We start from the raw sequence: 16,443 nt of genomic DNA on the forward strand, positions 1-16,443 counted from the left end.
TCGCCTCGTCATATCGGTAATGTCGATGCCCGGGCGCAGAGCACGGAGGTATCCAGGCTGCTGCGCACCGCCCATCGGGTTAGCTGCGCACCGAGCAGGTGGCTCTCCTGCTCGGGACTGATCACGCCGTCCGCCCGGGCTTGGCCGACTGCGGCGAATACCAGCGCAGGCGGGGCATCGCGCAGTGCTTGTGGGACATGTGGCCATGCCCGGAAGTTCGTTTCGAGCTCGGCGCGCTGCCGATCGGGCAGGTGCAGTGCCGTCCCCAGGGCCGCGCCACCCAACGCGGGCGGGCGGTGGTCGAGCAGTGTGTCGATGAACGCAGGCACGTGGCCAAGCAGCGCCGCAAGGCGCGATGCGAGGCCAGCCGGCGCCTGGGCGAGCGGATACAGGGACGACCACATGGCGGCCAGCCGCCGCCACTGTGGGTCCGGGTAGAGCGCGTCGCCCATAGCGCAGCTGAGCTGCACCCGAATCCACGGAACCGGATGGGGATCGTCACCGCTGGGACGGAACACGAACCAGCGTGGCAGGCTGACCACCCCGATCAGGCCCAGCGTGGAGCCGATCCCGAGCTTGGCAACCGACCAGAGGTCCGCGACGATCTCCGATATCCACCTCGACCAGCTCCGCCACGCCGCACCGGCGGGGCCCACGGCACTGGCCTGCGCGGCCCGCAGCGTCTGGCGCAGCGAGCCGACCAGGTCGAGCAGTGCGGCCGCCTGGTGACCGACCTCGTGCACGAGCGAGGACGCGATGCCGTGACCGATCATCCGTTCCCGAGGTACCCGAATCAGCGCGACCGGGTTGGACCCGCCGCCGGGTAGCCGGGTCCGCGCCCTGCGGATGGCCGCCCCCGGGCCCCGAGCCAGATAACAGATAACCGGCGGCGGCTCGAAGTAGCCGCCGGGAAGCCGCAGTGCATCAGTCGCCAGCAGGTCCAAACCGGACAGCCACACACCGGTCTGGAACTCGCTGCGTTGGGTGATCGCCTCGGTGAACAGGTCGAACTGGTTCAGGATGTCGTTGAACGCCATCCTGATCAGTGCGAAGCGCTGCTGTTGCTCGCTCGGCGCGACAGCCCGGCCAGGGCCTGCCAACCAGCGCAGGTACTCGGTGACCTGATCGCGAAGCACCGCCCGGCCGTCGAGCAGGAACCGCTCGACGGCGGACAGCGCGGACGGCAGCGGGGCCGCCGCCGAGACCATCGTCTCGTGCAGGACGAACGGGCGCACCCGATCCAACCGGGTGAGCAACGCGCGAGCCTCCTGCTCGAGGAAGGCAGCAGGCGTGGCAGGTTGGGAGTTCACCGTCGCACCCCGGTCACGCGCCGAGGATCACGATCTTGCGACCGCGCCGGACCCACCGCCCGGTCTGCGCGGTTCCGCTCGTGGCATCAGTGGCGTCGAGGTCGGCATCACTGTCCATGAAGGATGGTTCAATGCCGTCGGCGCCGTCGGCGCCGAACCCGTAGCCGCCTTGCCGAGGCCCATGTGGCGAGTTCCAGCGGCCAGGCGGGCGACGGACCAGGCCAGGGGCGTGCCTGCGGGCCGCGGACAGCACGGCGGCGCGAACCACAGCGCGCGGTGGCGCACCACTTGGTGCGCGGGCGGCGTTTCGAGCCGCAGCGGTCGCGAAACGCACGTAGCGCCGGGCCACCTCGAGCTCGGCCTCCTGCTCGCCGAGTCCCTCCAACTCCAGTTCGAACATCTTGCTTGCCATCGAGCCGAGCTGCGAGCCGACCATCCCGCCGATGCCCGGCAGCACCATGTTGCCCAGTGCGCCCGCCGCCATCGGCAACGCCGCCTTGGCAACGCCCTTCAGCGTGCCACCCAGTGCCCGGCCGATCGGCGACCTGAGCATCCCGCCTGCCGCCTTGGCCGCGCCCCTGAGCAGCTTGCCGAGGAACTGTTCGAGCTCCTCCTCACTGGCGACCTCCAGCAGCTCGTTGGCCAGCTCGAACTCCTGCATCTCGCCGAGCGACTCCATCTCGCCGCCGAACATCTCACCGAGGGTGTGCTCCTGGCTCTCGAGCTGGCCCATCTCCCCCCACTCCAAGGCTTCCCACTCACCGGGGGTCTCGAAGCCTTCCCACTCCTGGGTCTCAAACGCGCTCATCCGTCCTGCTCCTGCTCGTCGGGACGCGACCGCCTGCCGCGTCGGCTGATCACTCGATGTGGTTCACGATCTGGTCGCCGTGTCGTTATCCGCGGCCGCTGCCGCCTGCTCGCGCACCGCCCGCCGCGAGGGCAGCCAGCCCGGGCGCGTGTCGATGGGCGGCGCTGGAAACGGCGGCCTTGGCGACGGTCATGGGCCGCGCGTCGAGTGGTGCTTCGACTGCCCTGGCAACGGCAGCGTTGGCGAATCGCACGAACGCCTTCGCCGTCTCGAATTCGCTGTCCTCCTGGGACAGGCCTTCGAGTTCCAGGCCGAACACCGCGCCTGCCGACATGCCTGTCGCAGGCAATGCACGACTGGCCTGCCGGAGGATGCCCGTGAGTGCGCGTCCGGTGTCCGACCGTACGAAGTCGTGCCGCCCACCGGCGGCCCGGCCGACCAGCCTGCCGAGGAACCGGTCCAGCTCGCCGGTCTCGTGCGCCTCCAGCAATTCCGCCGCCAGCTCCGTCTCACCGACTGCCCGGCTGAACCACCGCCCGGCCGGCTGGGAGGTCATGCCGACGTGGCCCGGCCGGGAACCCAGCAGCTCACCGAGCACCTCGAGAAATTCCTGCTGCTCGGCATGGTCGAACCGCCCGTCGGCCGGTTCACCCATGGCCCTGTCCAGGTCGTGCATCGCGATCTCCTCGCCGTGCGACATGTCGACTGGTTCACTCAGGTAGCTGCACATCGCATGCCGGCTCGAGACCCCCGGGCGACCGCGCGGCGGCGAACTGCGATTCGGCGCACCGACCCCACGCCGAAGCTGGGTTCGCGGTCTTGGGGAGTCGCGCCGCGCGGCCGCACCATGTGCGCGTGGACGTGTTCACCGCCCGGCAGCCCGCGCTCCGGATGGACTTGCGGGCGCGGATGGAGTTTCGTGTCGGTCCGGCGCAGTTGCTGCTCAGCGAGTTGCTCCCGCTGCCGGTGTGCGACCTTCAGGTCCGACTGGACGCCGAGGTCGCCGCGAACCCGGCGCTCGAGATCGGCGACCCCGACACCTGTCCGGGGTGCGGGCATCCGATCTGGCGCCGCCACTGCCTGCGGTGCGTGGACCCCGCCCACCCCGCGCCACTGGACACCGTTGGAACCTGCACGACGCCTCGCGACCAGATGCTTCGCGACTGCGCAGCGGCGTTGCCCGCCGCCGGGCGTCGCATCGCCGCATACCTGGTCGCCGACGTCGACGACTACGGCGTACTCGACGAGTCGCCGCAAGCGATCGCGCATCGGTTGGGCGTGTCCGCCGAGGACGTTCTAGCGGCCATCGGCACGCTGCGGCGGGCGGGCTTCGCAGGCATGTGCGCACGTGACCTCGTAGAGAGCATCCAGCTGCAGGCGGTCGCCACCGGAGAGGAGCTCGGTATGCCGCAGATGCTGCACGAGCTGCTTGCCAGGGGTCTCGCCGAGCTGGCCGAAGGCCGGCAGACGCCGATCCGGTTCCGCCCGGCTCTCGCCTGGCTTCGGGTGAACATGGTCCCCGCCGTGTTCGAGCAGGCGGAGGTAGCGCCGGTCGACCCGGTCGACATCGTGGTCCACCGCAACCACGGGCAGCTGCACACCACCGTCATTCCCGGTCCGTGGTCGGCGGCGCGGGTGGCGGACTCCTACCGTGCGGTCGGAGACCACCCGGCGGTGCGCGGCGAGCTCATCCGAGCAAGCCGGTTCATCGAGGCACTCGACAAGCGGGAGCACTCATTGCTGATGGTCAGCCAGGCCGTCGTGACACACCAGTCGGCCCGAGTGATCCACGGCCCAGCGGAGCACCGAAAGCTCACCCGTCGACAGATCGCGGCCGAAGTCGGTCTGCACGAATCAACGGTGAGTCGAGTCGTCGCAGGCAAACGGGTCTCCATTCCCTCCGGCGAAACCGTCGCGCTCGCTTCGCTGTTCGGCGCCCCCAGCGATCTTCACGACTGCATTCGCGAGGTCATCGACCACGAAGCGGCGCCGCTGTCCGACGCCGACGTAGCCATCGCGCTCGCCCAACGAGGCCACCGGGCGGCGCGGCGAACGGTTGCCAAATATCGCGCCGAGCTGGGCATCCCCGACCAGTACCACCGACGACATGACGCCCACCCTGTCAGAGAGCACGTGCTGAGCTGAGATGAGAGGCTTGCACGGTGACACGACAACGTCTGCGAGTCTGGGTACCGCCGCGCCCAGGGTGCGCCCGTGTGTGCATCGAACACCTCCACCTCGTGCTCGCGGTGCGGCATGTACCGCAGCCGCACCCACGTGCCGACCCTGCCGACCATCCACTCGGCCACATACTTCCGGCGTTTCCGCTCGCCTTGGCGCCGCCCGGCCCGCCCATCCGACGTCAGATCAGGGCGGATCGCCGCTGCACCGTCTCCAGCTCGGCGCCGCCGCGCCGACCGCGGCCTGCTCGGCCACCAGCTCCCGGTGCAGGGCCGCGGCATTGCCACGCCAGTACGCCAGCCGCACCCGCATCCGCTCGTCGATCCGGAACCGATCACGCCACCAGGCGGCTGAGCCACTGAGCGGGCAACGCCAGCCTGCGCACCGCAGCCTCGCGTAACGCACGTCCGGCCGCGTCGGTACCCACCAGGCCAGACATCCGCGTTCTGCCCCGCAGCCAGGCAAGGCACGACCATCAGCAAAGATCCAACACCCATCACCGCCCAACCGGACCGGTGTCACCGGATCGGGTGACGTAGCGGCGTGCCCGGAACTGCCGGGCACCGACCGCCAAACGGTGTCGATGAGCAGCGGAACCCCAGACCGCTCACCGGTACTTCGCTGACAATCCCGTGACAGATACAGGGTCCTGGATCGCACGTCAGCCGACCACTCGACGACGCGGAGATGTCCAGGTTCTGTCCGACTTGGACAGCGTCCGCACTAACTGAGACGCGGCGCGGTAAGGGCTTCCGGTTCGGGCAAGCATTCGGGATGGTGCAAAGCGAGTGCCGCACCGACAAGCCACCAACCGCGATAGATCAGGGCTCGGCACAGCGACGAGTCCACCTTGTCGAACACCGTCGGCACAAGCGAAAGGTCGGCCCCGCCGACCGTTCGATGCTCGGGATGCGCGTGGCGCCACGCATCCAAAGTGGAGGTGGAGTCCGGTATGTCGGTTGCCAGTCCGACCAACACGCCACGACGTCCGTCCGCAGGAACCGGCTTGTCGGTAGGGATGGCGCGCCCGCGCTCGAAGAGCGACACCATACGGCGAGTCCGAAGTGCCGTGCTTTGCCGGTACAGCAGCGAGTTCGCCCTGGCCAGTTCGCGGAGAACCGGAATTCGCCCATACGAACCTGGGCGAAGCAGGCCTCCGGCGTTCATCGTCACCAGGAACGTCTGGCTATACCGATCGCTGTCGAGCGCTTCGAGACCCGTATTGTCGTAGACGCCACCATCGACCAGCACCGGCGCCGCAGTTGAGCACGGGAACCGGAGCCGGTCCAGAACAACGGGAGCGAACGCCCCGGGCACGGCCGCGGATGCGGCGACAGCCAGGCTCAGGCGCAGACCGGTACCCGCGGTCGTTATCAAGCCGGTTGTGTAGTCACCGACCACGTCCCGTTCTAGGGAAAACCGAACGCCGGTGACAAGGTTGGCGGCGCTGATGATCCAGCGCACCTCGGGATCGAGACTCTCCAGCGTGGCGCCATGAAAGAACCATTGGTCGAATCGTCGAGCGAGCAGATCAGTACGGGTGGCAGGACCGACCGTCCGCCACACGCCGAGGGCCAGCGACACCTTCAGCGAGCGCTTCGAGACTCGTTGAACAATTGGATCGATAACCAACTCGTCGTACGCGGACCCGATGAATCCGCGCTGACGCAATCCGGGCCAAGCCACGGCGGTGGCGGCATTGGTGATCGACCCGCCGGAGACGGACGACAGGTATCGTAATTGGCTCAGCATTTGAACGTCGGCAAGCAGCCGCAGTGCGCCGAGTCCCGCGAGCGTCGCCCGGAATCCACCGCCGGACAACGTCACCGCCAGCGGCTTAGCGGCCTCCGCAGGCTCTGCCGGACGCCGCTGATCGCCGCACGGTCGCGGCTGAAGACCCGCACCGTTGGCCGGTGAATCTACAACCCAGCCGCTCGAATCGCTCGGTTCGGACATGAAATCAACTCACTATCGCGATCGAGGTCGAACAGCACCGACTCGTGGCCCAAAGCCACGCGTTCCTTGATGATGTATCGCGTTTGAATGTGTCCACGTAACGCCCAGCACGGTCAATCGCGAACTGTATCTATAGGTACTAGTTTGGACCTGGCGCACGGAGGGTCGAGATGCCTGACGATGTCGGCACGCTGGCTGTCGAACTGCTGCCCGCGCGGCATGGTGATTGCATCCTGTTGTCCTGGGGGTTCGGCCAGCACACCCACCGAATCCTGGTCGACGCCGGTCCCGCGTTCGCATATCGCGACATCGCCACCCGGCTACGGGAGATCGGTGTCCACTCGCTCGACCTGTTGGTCCTCACACATGTGGACGCCGACCACGTCGAGGGAATCATCCTAGCCGTCAACGACAAGGCGCTCGGGCTAGAAGTCGGTGAGGTCCTGTTCAACGGGGCCCCACAGCTCGCCGCCGACGAACTCGCGCCGCTGCACGGCGAGCTCCTCGGCGCGATCATCGCCAAGCGCGCCTTGCCGTGGAACACCGCCTTCGGAGGCCTAGCCGCGGTCGCGCCGGAGAACGGCCTGCTGCCGAAGGTCCCGATGTGCTGCGGTCTCAGCCTGACCGTGGTGGCCCCGGATCGGGAGACGCTGCGGGCGCTGCGGGACGTATGGCGACCAGCTGTGAAAGCCGCCGGGCTCGACTTCTGCGAGGACGAGGAGAAGGCGCTGGCGGTACTCCATGAGCGCCCGAGGCTGCTGCCCGAGGACGGTTACCTCAGCGGACCAGCGACTCCGAACGTCGACGACCTGGCCCGCGCCCGTTCCGGTGCGGACACGAAGATCCCGAACGCGAGCAGCATCGTGCTACTGGCCGAACTCGGCGAGCGGCGAGTGCTGCTGGCAGGCGACTCCACACCGAACGTACTGCTGCCCGGGCTCAACCGCCTCCTCGACGAACGCGGCACCGGGATCCTGCCGCTCACGGCGTTCAAACTGGCCCATCACGGTAGCGCGAACAATGTCTCCAAGGAGATCGTCCAGCTGGTTCCCGCCAAGCACTACCTGTTCTCCAGCAACGGCTCCTACTTCGGCCACCCGGACGACACCGCGGTCGCCACGGTCATCAAGTTCGCGCCGACCGGCGCGGAGCTCGTGTTCAACTACGCCAATCCCCGGACCCTGCAGTGGCAGGACGACCGCTTGATCGGCGACTTCAAGTATCTGGTGCGCTACCCCGACGACCGTGATGGCTTCGTTCGGCTGACCTGGACGGTGCGCAATGGCTGAGGTACGGGTGTGGGTGACGGTCGACCAGGACGGTAAGGCCCGCGCGCGCCGCTTGGACAACAATCAGAGGTCGAGGGTCTGGTCGGTTGGCTACACCGGACTCGACAAGCAGCTCATCAGGTTGTTCGAACGCTGGCTGACGGTACGCGACCGAGATTGGCGGGATGACGAGATCCGCGTGTTCGGCTCGCTCCTGCACCGATGCCTCTTCGGCAATGACAACTGGGAATGGATCCAGGCGATCATCGAGGATTCGCCGCGAGTCCGTCTCGAGCTCATCTTCCCCGACGACTCGCGACTCGCAGCCCTTCCCTGGGAGTACCTCTACCTTCCCGACAAAGACCGGCGACAGGGCGCGTTTCTCGCGACTCGGCGCAACCTCGTGTTGTCTCGATACATCCCGCTACGCGGCAGGCAGTTCTCTGCACAAGACAAGCTCACCGTGTTGGTGGTGATCAGCCAGCCGAAGGATCCCCGAATCGGACCGGTCAAGTATGAGGATGTCCTGGAGACGATCAACGCCACCGCCGCTACGTTGAACTTCAAAACCTTGGAAACCCTGCATAACCCGACGGAACAGGATCTTGCGAGGGCCGTCCGAACCGGCTCGCCCGATCTCATCCACTTTATGGGTCACGGCAAGTTCGACGAGGATCGCGGGGCGGGGGCACTTGCGCTCGTGGACCCAGACGGTGGGGTGGACTGGGTGAGCGATCGGCGAATCGCGGACACCCTCACTCGATACGGCAACATTCCGAGAGCGGTCGTCCTGCATTCGTGTGACGCGGGGAAGGCCGACTACGAGGCTAGCTTCGCGGGAGTCGCGCCGCAGCTCATCCGGCACGGCGTGCAGTCCGTCATCGCGATGCAGTACCCAGTGCGGAACTCGACCGCTATCAAGTTCAGTTCGGGCCTATATAATGCGCTGGCGAACGGAGACGACCTCGATGTCGCCGCCCAGGAGGCACGATTCCAGATCAGCGGTAGCGCACCCCACTTGTTAGGCGTTCCGGTGGTGTACATGCAGAGCAGCACACCGTTGTTGCGCTCGAGATCAGGCGATCTGTGATGGCCGGCCGCGAGTTCCGCATCACCATCCGCGGTAGCGGGATCGAATGCGAAATATTTACGCCAGGGATCAAGGAACCGGAGTACTGCGAAGCGAAGATCCAGAAGGAGCCTTACCTAGAGACGATCAAGGTGCTGGAGAAATGGCTCAAGCAATGGCAGACGCTCACCAGGCTTCAACAGCAGGAGCGAGCGCAGGACAGGAAAGTAGACCTGCTTGTTCCGGAAACCTTCACCCTGCTGGGCGCCCACTTGTGGAGGATGGCTTTCGACAACGCGATCGGGGCGGCGCTGTTAACGCATTACCAGATGATAGAGACGGGCCAACTGGATTATGTCCGGATGCGAATAAGCATCGAAAAAGCGTCCGACCTTGCGGCACTGCCCTGGGAGTTCGTCTGGTACCCAGGCCATCGGGACGTGCCGAAGGCGTTCTACCTCGCTTCCGAGTTCAAGCTGATACTTGGGCGGTATGTCGACGGAGTGACAGACCGGGAGATCCCGCCGGCCGACGAGCAGGTACGGGTTCTGTTCGTCACCAGCCTGCCGGATGACCCTGTTTTCAAAACGGCGCAGGAAGACACCACGGAGATGATCCGCCGTCTTGAGGATGGCGGTCGAACAGCGGCAGTAATGGAGATCGAGCGCATCGGTTCGTGGGATGCGAAGAGGGTCGGCATGGCGCTTCGCAGGCTCGCGCGCGACAAGCACCATGTGGACATCGTGCACTTGACTGCACTCTTCCGTATTCTGGAGGGGCAGATGCAAGTCTACCTACCAGATCCTTATGCCGAAGGCGCCGGCACATCGCTCGATTGCGGAGTTCATACATGGCTGCCGGCAATAACATTCGTCAACGTGCTGACGGGCGAATACAAACCGACCCTACTCGTCCTCGCCTTGAGCGATTGGGAAGGCGTCTATCCGGAGCACTTCGAACAACTGGCTCCCGATTTCATCAACGCGGGCATTCCGGCCGTCCTTGCCATGCAGTATCCGATGAGCTCACATCAGGGACTTGCGTTCCTCACGTCGTTCTACGGGCAACTGACCACGGGCACCCCAATCGGGACCGCGGTACAAAAGGGCCGGCGGGACATGATGCTGGCCAAGGTGGATCGGAACTTCGGGACGCCGGTCCTCTATATGCAGAGCGAAGAAGATGCTCAGTTGATGACCGCCGGGTCACCGCCGGACACTGACGCGGAAACCAAGCATCACACACGCGGGGTGGTACCGTCGCGCAAACCCACCGCGACGCGCCGATCGAAGACCGTCGTGCGGGGCCGCTTGCTCGACGCGATCAAGAACGCGTCGAGTTTGCTCGATCCGGAAGCGATCCGGGAAACAAGTGCGTGGATCGAAAGCTCGAACTGGCCGGACGTGAAAGCCGCTCGGCTCGCCATTCAGGAGCGGAAACGGGCACGCAAGCCCGACGACGCGTTTCAGAACATCGCTCGGTACCTCGCCCAGGTTCTCGGCGACGAGACAAGCGAGGCCGCCTCATGACAAGCATCGATTCCGACCAGCGGAGACTGGAACTGGAGGCGGCGCTCGCCGACGGACGGGCGAGGCTGGAAAAGCTCAAGCTCTCCCGGCTCGGCGAACACTCCGCCAAGCTCGCGCTGAAGTTGTTCGAGGGACGCGATCCCGAAAGCGCGCTCAACTCGATTCAGAACCTTCGGGCTGAGTTGGGCCAGATTGACACCGTACTCAAGGAGGTCTACGAACGCGGCCTCGCCGCCGAGCACCGTGAAGCCGAGCTGCATCCCTTCGAGGACGCGTGGATCGCGGTCCGCCGTCGCGGGCTTGCGGCCACCGCCGACGCTCAGGCCTGGCGGTACGAATGGCTGGGAACCTGGTCGAAAGCTCTAGCCGCGCTGCGCTTCACCGCAGCAGACGCAATCGCCCAGACCGACAACCCCTACGAGGACGTCTCGCCCCTTCGCGCGTGCCTGCTGTCAGTCTCCCGCGACCTGGAAGCAGAGGACTGGGAACGAGCGGTCGGGAGTGCGGAAGTGGTGCTCCGTACCGGAAATGCCCAACCGGGACTGGATGCCAGACTGCGCGTCCTCAAATGCCGGCTCCTGCGGCGTTACCTCGACGATCTGGACGCCGCCGAGATCGAAGCCACGCACGCGATGGCACGAACCGACGACGGCGATGCCGAGCTCCGCGGCCTGGCCATCGCCGCGGTCGCGGAGATCCATCTCGACCGGGCGAACTGGGACCAGGTCCACAAGCTGACGGACGACGTACTGGTCAGGGAGGTCGGCGTCGCGGACCCCCTGATCGCGGCAGGCAGGTTGGCCGAGGCGGAAGGACGCTTCTCCGAAGCGCGTGACTGTTATGATGCGGTCGCGCTCCGGTTCGGAGCGACCGCTAGCGTGGGTGCCCTATTTGTCGAGACGCCGGGCACACTGCTCTGGCGAATCGCCCGTCAGGTTCGCTGGAGCGATGGCCATGCCGCGCTCGAGTTGATTGACCGCGCACTGACCGAAGGTGTGACCGGCAAGGGTGTCGATCCGGAACGGCGAGTGCTCCTCGAACGCGCACGGATCCTCGACGAACTGGGACATCGCGCGGAAGCGGCCAGCGCCTACAATGAGGCAGGCGAGCGGTATGCCTGGTCGGGCTCCGACCGCGCGCTCGAGCTGTTTCAGCGTGCGGTGGAACTTGACGGAGACAACCCGCTGTTCCAGTGGTCATATGGCGAGTCATTGCGCCAGAAGGCGAACGCGAAGGAATGGGCCGTCGACTACGACATGCTCAGGCGTGCCAAAGCTCTGTTGGACACGGTCGAACAGCATCCACCCGCACCGGACGACGCCTGGGCGCTGACCTCCCTCGCGCTCGTCAACGACAAACTCGACATCGACGGTGATCAGGCGCTCCTCTTCGAGCGGGCATTCTTGCGAAACCCCGACTACGCGCGCGGCCACGCCTTGCTCGCCGTGCTCCTGCGGGGTCACGGCTACTATGCCGAGGCTCTGACGATCGTGACAGCCGGTTCCGAACTCAGCACCGCCGACGCGTATCTCGCAAGCGTTCACGTGTATTCCCTGCTGGACATGGGAAAGCCCGAGTATGCCCAACAGGTTGCCGAGCAGTACGTGCGGGACAACGGACCCAGCCTGGAGATGTGCACGGCACAGGCGGTCGTCCAGATGCGACAAGGAAATCCAGGCGCCGCGCTGGCGATCCTCGCTGAGGCGGAGGACGAGCAGGACATTCAGTTCAAGCGCGCGATCTGCCACGCGGCGGTGCGGCAGTACGCCGAGGAGCAAGCGCTGTACGCGGAGATCCTCGCTAAGAAGGACGAGACAACCGACCCTCTCCTGGTTGGTTGGGCGGCCTACCGGACTGGCAACCTCGACCTGGCAGGGCAGACGTTCCGAAGTGTTCTCCCGTTAGACTCAAGTGGACTCGACCTCGCTCAGGTACTGCTCCGGCGGGGTTCGGTCGATGCCGACGCGGGCACGGAGTTGTTGCTGTCGTCAATCGAAACCTCGAGCAGCATCGGCAACCTGATCCACCTTGTATCCTACGAGCTGCCCTTGCTGATCGACGCTGTGGAGGGCAAGCCACACGAGGCTGCCGTTCGAGATGCCTGCCAGGCGGCTGCCAGCGCCAGCGAACGCCGTGTCAACGAACTGCGAAGCCTTCGCAGGCCCGAGGATCAGCCCTCCGTCCTGCTCGCATCGGCTCGAACGGCCTTCAGTCAGGACGATCTCTACCGCGCCGCGGAGTTGTACCTGCCGTTCGCCTGCGCCGGGGGTCCGCCCGAGGTAGCCGATCGGCTGACTGAGGTGTCGGACCGGCTGTTGTGCCACGGTGACGCGTTGCTCGCCAGCGGCGACCTGCCAGCCGCTCGACGAACCTGGAAGTGGCTGCGGGGAACGATCGCGGACCTGCTCGACGACCGGATCGCCGACAGCGTTCAGAGCAGGCTCGCGCTCAGCGACATCGATGAAGGGAAGCCACTCGCCGAGACGGCGGCGGATCACCTTCGGCAAACCGACAAGGACGCCCTCCTCGACGTGGTCGGCACCTTCGCCCGCGACGTGCCGTCGCTCTGGGCGCAGATCGACGGGTTGAGCGAGGTCTTCGCCGCCGAGTCCCCACTCGCGGAGATGACCACCCGGCGCCAGCTTTACGCCAGCGTCTACGCGCTCGACCGCGACGCGGTGCCCGACTTCACGATGTCACCGTTCGTCAGCGCGGTCGAGATCGCCCTCGGCGGTGGGCTCGCCCGCCTGCGGGACTCGTCCCAGGTCGAGCTGCTCATCATCGGCCTTCGCGCCCAGGTTACCGAGGAGATGGGCATCTGGGTCCCCGGCGTCGGCGTGCAGGTCCGGGAGGAGCTCGATCCGCACACCGCGAGCTTCCAGGTATACGGGCGTACCACGGCCACCATCACCATGCCGGTGGGGCACGAGGATCTCATGCCGCTGCGCAGTCGGCTCGAAGACGTTTTGCGGGACAACCTCTTCCGCTGGATCTCGGTGGACGACCTCGAACTGTGGATCTCCAACTGGGACGCGTCGTCCTATCAGGCCGAGGGTGACCACAGCTGGCTGCCCCACCAGCCCGCTGGGCGCTTGCAGCTCACCAGGCTGCTCCGGATGTTGGCGCGCGAGGGGGTGCCGATCCGCGATCGAGACACGATCCGGGATGCCTTCACGACTGCTGGCAATACGGCGCCTGGCGACCTGCTGACCGAGGTCCGCCGGCGCCTGTATCCCGCTACGCTGGGCGCCCGCGACGGTGAGGCGGTGGAGTCGGAGCCTCTGCCCGCCGAGCTTGAGACACGCGTGGCCAAGGGACTCTATGGCGATGGATCCACTTGGGCAATGCCTCGGGCCGAGGCGAGGAACCTCGTCGAGGACTTGCGAGCCTGGCGCAGGACCGCGCTCCCCGAGGGTCCGGTCGCCATTCGCACCTCCTCGCGCGAGCACCGACCTTATGTCTGGCGCCTGCTCGCGGCCGAACGTCCTCGTATCTTTGTTGTTGCTGCGGAGGAGGTGCGATGAGCGCGAACGTCTTGAAGCTGGCCGTCGACTTGCTGCGGGCCCTCCTGCCGACGCCTCCGCTGGCGATTCGGGTCGAAGGGCCCGACATCGACGAGAACGAGCTCACGCTCGTCTCCAACGGGCTGCGCCGCGTTGTCGGCCAGGTAATCCAGGAGCTCGGCATCGAGCGCGAGATCGACGTGGTCATCGACCGCCGTGTCGATGACTCCGAGGTCGTCGAGGTCTCGGCGGACGGCCGACCCATTGCCATCTTCCCCTCGCCCACGACCGACTGGTCCGCGCAGGTTGTCGCCCGGACACACCGCGGGCTGCTGCGCCGGGCGCGCGTGCTTCTCGACGACGCCACCGTCGAGAAGGCCGGCAAACGGCTGCCCGGCACCATCGCGGATGGCTCACAGGGCGCCGTTCGACGCACTGTGGAATACCTGATGGACAACGGCATCGGCACGCGAACATTGGAATTCGAATCAGTATGGGACGGATCACCCTCGCCCAGCGAAGCGGCGGAGTGGCTGATCAACGAGCTGGCCACGCGGAAACTCAACGTGTTCGTCGCCGAATCTGCGCTCCGCAACACCGCCAACGACGAACGAACCTGGCTGATCAACCTCAGACAGGCGCTGTACAACGAGTGCGGCATCTGGCTCCCGGACCTGGCGATCGCCGCGCACGACCCCGAACCGGGCGAGGTCCGGGTCAAGTTGAACGACCTACTTTCGCCGTTCCTCGTGGTCAACGAGCAGGCGACGTTGCCCTTTATCCTCACCGTGCTCCGGCCAATCCTTGTCGAGCACGCCGCATGGCTGCTTCGCGCCGACGATGTCGAAAGCCAACGCGCCGAGCTCGGCTTGGTGATCCCAGAGCTTGACCGCCTGTCCAAGGGCCACGTACCCACCTGGCTGCTGTGCGCCTGTCTGCGCAGCCTCATGGCCAACTCGGACAGCGTGCGAAACCTCCCGCGGATCCTGTGGCTGCTGCTCGAGTCCGGGCCGCAGTCTGATGGCATCGACGAAGTCATACTGGCCAGGCCTGTTGTGGACAGCCTTCCGATGCAGCTATCGGATAGCCATGATCCGGAGTTCCTCGCCTCGACTGTTCGCCGGCTGATCGCGTACGAGGCCTGGGTGGGCGGCGAAACCCCTACGGCCATCCCGCTGGTGAGCCTCCCGATCGACTGTGAACAGACCCTGCTCCGCGCGTCGGACGCCAGCTCCACCGGCAAGGCGGAATGCAGGATCGTCCGCACTATCTTCCGGAACGACCCGACGGCGGTCGTCGTCGCGCACACCGTGGCGGGAATCGGTCCGCTCCGCCAAGCGTTACGGGCACTGCCGGAACCGCCGCAGGTGATCGCGTCACAGGAGTTGCCGCCCGACGCACCACTTCCTCGGGTGTTGAAGGGGTGACAAGCAGCAGTCACGCTCCACCGTTGGGCTGGCTGGTGTCGATAATGGGTTCGGTCGTATTGGTCCAGACCGCCCCAGCATCAAGTCGATGGTGAGAATGACGATGGCACTGAGCGCCATCAGCACGACGGCCGGTGCTGAGGTAGACGGCGTTGATGGCGGTAGCAAGGAGGCCGACGGGCAGATGCCTCGATCATTGGTGTCGATCGCCACTCGCCGTCGCTAGGGCAGGATTGATCCCGAGGATGGCGTTCCTCCCGGGGTCATAGCACGTTCAGTTCCACTGTGCACACTTGCTCTGGTGTGGGTCTCCTCGTGTCCAGAAGCTCAGACTGCCAACCCGCCGTCAGTGACACCTATCGCAGCAGGACGAGCGGGGTCACCTCCAGCGTGGTCCCAATCGCGTCCCAGCCGTCGATGAAGCCCAGGCAGCTGCACCCGGCGGAGGTCGGGAACGGCTTGGTCTCCGACTCGAAGGTCAGCCGGATGCGCCGTTTCGTCGGGTGGCCGCCGAGTTCTGCCACCAACGTGATCGTCTTCTTCGCGGGCTTCTCGACGGCCTTCGGCTTCATCGTGGCATCGGCGTTCGGGTTCGCCCCCGACTCGGTCACCTGGCCCGGTGTGGGCACGGCGACCTCTAGGACCTGGAATCGGCCCCGGAACAGGAACAACCCGCCCAGGTGTTCCACGTTGACCTCGCCGGGCCGAGCCGACTCGCCAAGCCTGGAGCGCAGCGCCGGTCCGCTCGTGATCTCACCGGACTCCAGCGTCACGTGCACGATCGCGTCGCGCCGGTCGAAGCTGTCCAGGAGCCTGCTCGTGATCGCCTCGGGCTTGGAGTTCTCGGCAGCCCTGTCCTCGTTGACGCGCTCCACGAACAGCTCGTCCACGTACACCACCGTGCCGTGTCGGCCCCGCTCCGCTGCCCGCCGGTCGGCTCGGCGGTACAGCAGAACGACCACCGGCAGCGCCACCAACAGCCCCGCCGTGATCCCCCAGGCGCCCATCTCGAACCACCAGTGGCCCATCCACTCTTGGTCGAACACGCCGATGATGTCCTCCTCAGAAGCAACCACGGGGTCTCCTTGAGAATTGCCGCGCCCCCTCTGTGCCTTCACCTTGCGCAGCGGGTTGGCCGGACGGAACAGGCAGTCAACACCAATCAGGTCGGAGGTCACCCCGCTGCGCGAGCCCTTGGCGGGGCAAGGTGACGCACAGGTGCGCGGTCAGCAGCCGTTCCCGGACGACCTCGTCCTGGAGCAGCACCTTCTGGATCCGACGTTGCCGTAGATCACTTGCAGGGGCTGCGAGCCGAAGAACATCGCCCTGCTCGGAACCAGGACCGACAGCCGACCACGATACCGACGACGATCGGCAGATACCTCCAAACAG

Annotated in this window: 12 protein-coding genes; 6 read left to right on the top strand and 6 right to left on the bottom strand. The window is 66.1% G+C overall.

Annotated features, from left to right (window positions below; translation table 11 throughout):
* Positions 1 to 8: 8 nt before the first annotated feature.
* From BN1701_RS19795 to BN1701_RS19805, 3 genes are all read right to left on the bottom strand, one after another.
* Positions 9 to 1,310 (bottom strand): hypothetical protein, encoded by a 1,302-nt coding sequence (locus BN1701_RS19795; RefSeq protein ID WP_054051011.1) that lies wholly within the window; start codon positions 1,308 to 1,310, stop codon positions 9 to 11.
* A gap of 13 nt (positions 1,311 to 1,323) precedes the next feature.
* Entirely contained in the window at positions 1,324 to 2,118 is a 795-nt protein-coding gene (locus BN1701_RS19800) for a hypothetical protein (RefSeq protein WP_054051013.1), read from the bottom strand.
* 85 nt (positions 2,119 to 2,203) lie between these two features.
* On the bottom strand, positions 2,204 to 2,794 hold the full coding sequence (locus BN1701_RS19805) for a hypothetical protein (protein ID WP_231949655.1): 591 nt from the start codon (positions 2,792 to 2,794) through the stop codon (positions 2,204 to 2,206).
* Between the two features lie 179 nt (positions 2,795 to 2,973).
* Here BN1701_RS19805 and BN1701_RS19810 point away from each other — a divergent pair, with 179 nt between their 5' ends.
* Positions 2,974 to 4,263 carry a helix-turn-helix domain-containing protein gene (locus tag BN1701_RS19810; protein ID WP_157368096.1) on the top strand — a complete coding sequence of 430 codons (1,290 nt, stop codon included), beginning with the start codon at positions 2,974 to 2,976 and terminating at the stop codon, positions 4,261 to 4,263.
* A 222-nt stretch (positions 4,264 to 4,485) separates the two neighbouring features.
* Here the strand turns inward: BN1701_RS19810 and BN1701_RS35740 are convergent, their stop codons facing one another.
* Together BN1701_RS35740 and BN1701_RS19815 are read right to left on the bottom strand one after the other, a co-directional pair.
* The gene (locus BN1701_RS35740) at positions 4,486 to 4,704 is read right to left on the bottom strand and encodes a hypothetical protein (protein WP_157368097.1); all 219 of its coding nucleotides are present in this window, start codon (positions 4,702 to 4,704) and stop codon (positions 4,486 to 4,488) included.
* Between the two features lie 318 nt (positions 4,705 to 5,022).
* Positions 5,023 to 6,255 carry a patatin-like phospholipase family protein gene (locus BN1701_RS19815; RefSeq protein ID WP_054051019.1) on the bottom strand — a complete coding sequence of 411 codons (1,233 nt, stop codon included), beginning with the start codon at positions 6,253 to 6,255 and terminating at the stop codon, positions 5,023 to 5,025.
* Between the two features lie 170 nt (positions 6,256 to 6,425).
* Here BN1701_RS19815 and BN1701_RS19820 point away from each other — a divergent pair, with 170 nt between their 5' ends.
* Genes BN1701_RS19820 through BN1701_RS19840 form a run of 5 tightly spaced genes read left to right on the top strand, consistent with a single transcriptional unit; the run spans position 6,426 to position 15,051 of the window.
* On the top strand, positions 6,426 to 7,544 hold the full coding sequence (locus BN1701_RS19820) for a ComEC/Rec2 family competence protein (protein WP_054051021.1): 1,119 nt from the start codon (positions 6,426 to 6,428) through the stop codon (positions 7,542 to 7,544).
* Complete coding sequence (locus BN1701_RS19825; RefSeq protein WP_054051023.1) at positions 7,537 to 8,613, top strand: CHAT domain-containing protein; 1,077 nt, start codon at positions 7,537 to 7,539, stop codon at positions 8,611 to 8,613. Before BN1701_RS19820 ends, BN1701_RS19825 begins: the two co-directional genes overlap by 8 nt.
* Entirely contained in the window at positions 8,613 to 10,121 is a 1,509-nt protein-coding gene (locus BN1701_RS19830) for a CHAT domain-containing protein (protein WP_157368098.1), read from the top strand. The genes BN1701_RS19825 and BN1701_RS19830 overlap by 1 nt, the downstream gene beginning before the upstream one ends.
* Entirely contained in the window at positions 10,118 to 13,645 is a 3,528-nt protein-coding gene (locus BN1701_RS19835) for an FHIPEP family type III secretion protein (RefSeq protein WP_054051027.1), read from the top strand. Before BN1701_RS19830 ends, BN1701_RS19835 begins: the two co-directional genes overlap by 4 nt.
* On the top strand, positions 13,642 to 15,051 hold the full coding sequence (locus BN1701_RS19840) for a hypothetical protein (protein ID WP_054051029.1): 1,410 nt from the start codon (positions 13,642 to 13,644) through the stop codon (positions 15,049 to 15,051). The genes BN1701_RS19835 and BN1701_RS19840 overlap by 4 nt, the downstream gene beginning before the upstream one ends.
* 356 nt (positions 15,052 to 15,407) lie before the next feature.
* On the opposite strand, the gene BN1701_RS19845 is transcribed toward BN1701_RS19840, so the two are convergent.
* The gene (locus BN1701_RS19845) at positions 15,408 to 16,127 is read right to left on the bottom strand and encodes a hypothetical protein (RefSeq protein ID WP_054051031.1); all 720 of its coding nucleotides are present in this window, start codon (positions 16,125 to 16,127) and stop codon (positions 15,408 to 15,410) included.
* Positions 16,128 to 16,443 lie beyond the last annotated feature (316 nt).

The organism is Alloactinosynnema sp. L-07, assembly GCF_900070365.1.
In the GTDB taxonomy this organism is placed as follows: Bacteria; Actinomycetota; Actinomycetes; order Mycobacteriales; family Pseudonocardiaceae; genus Actinokineospora.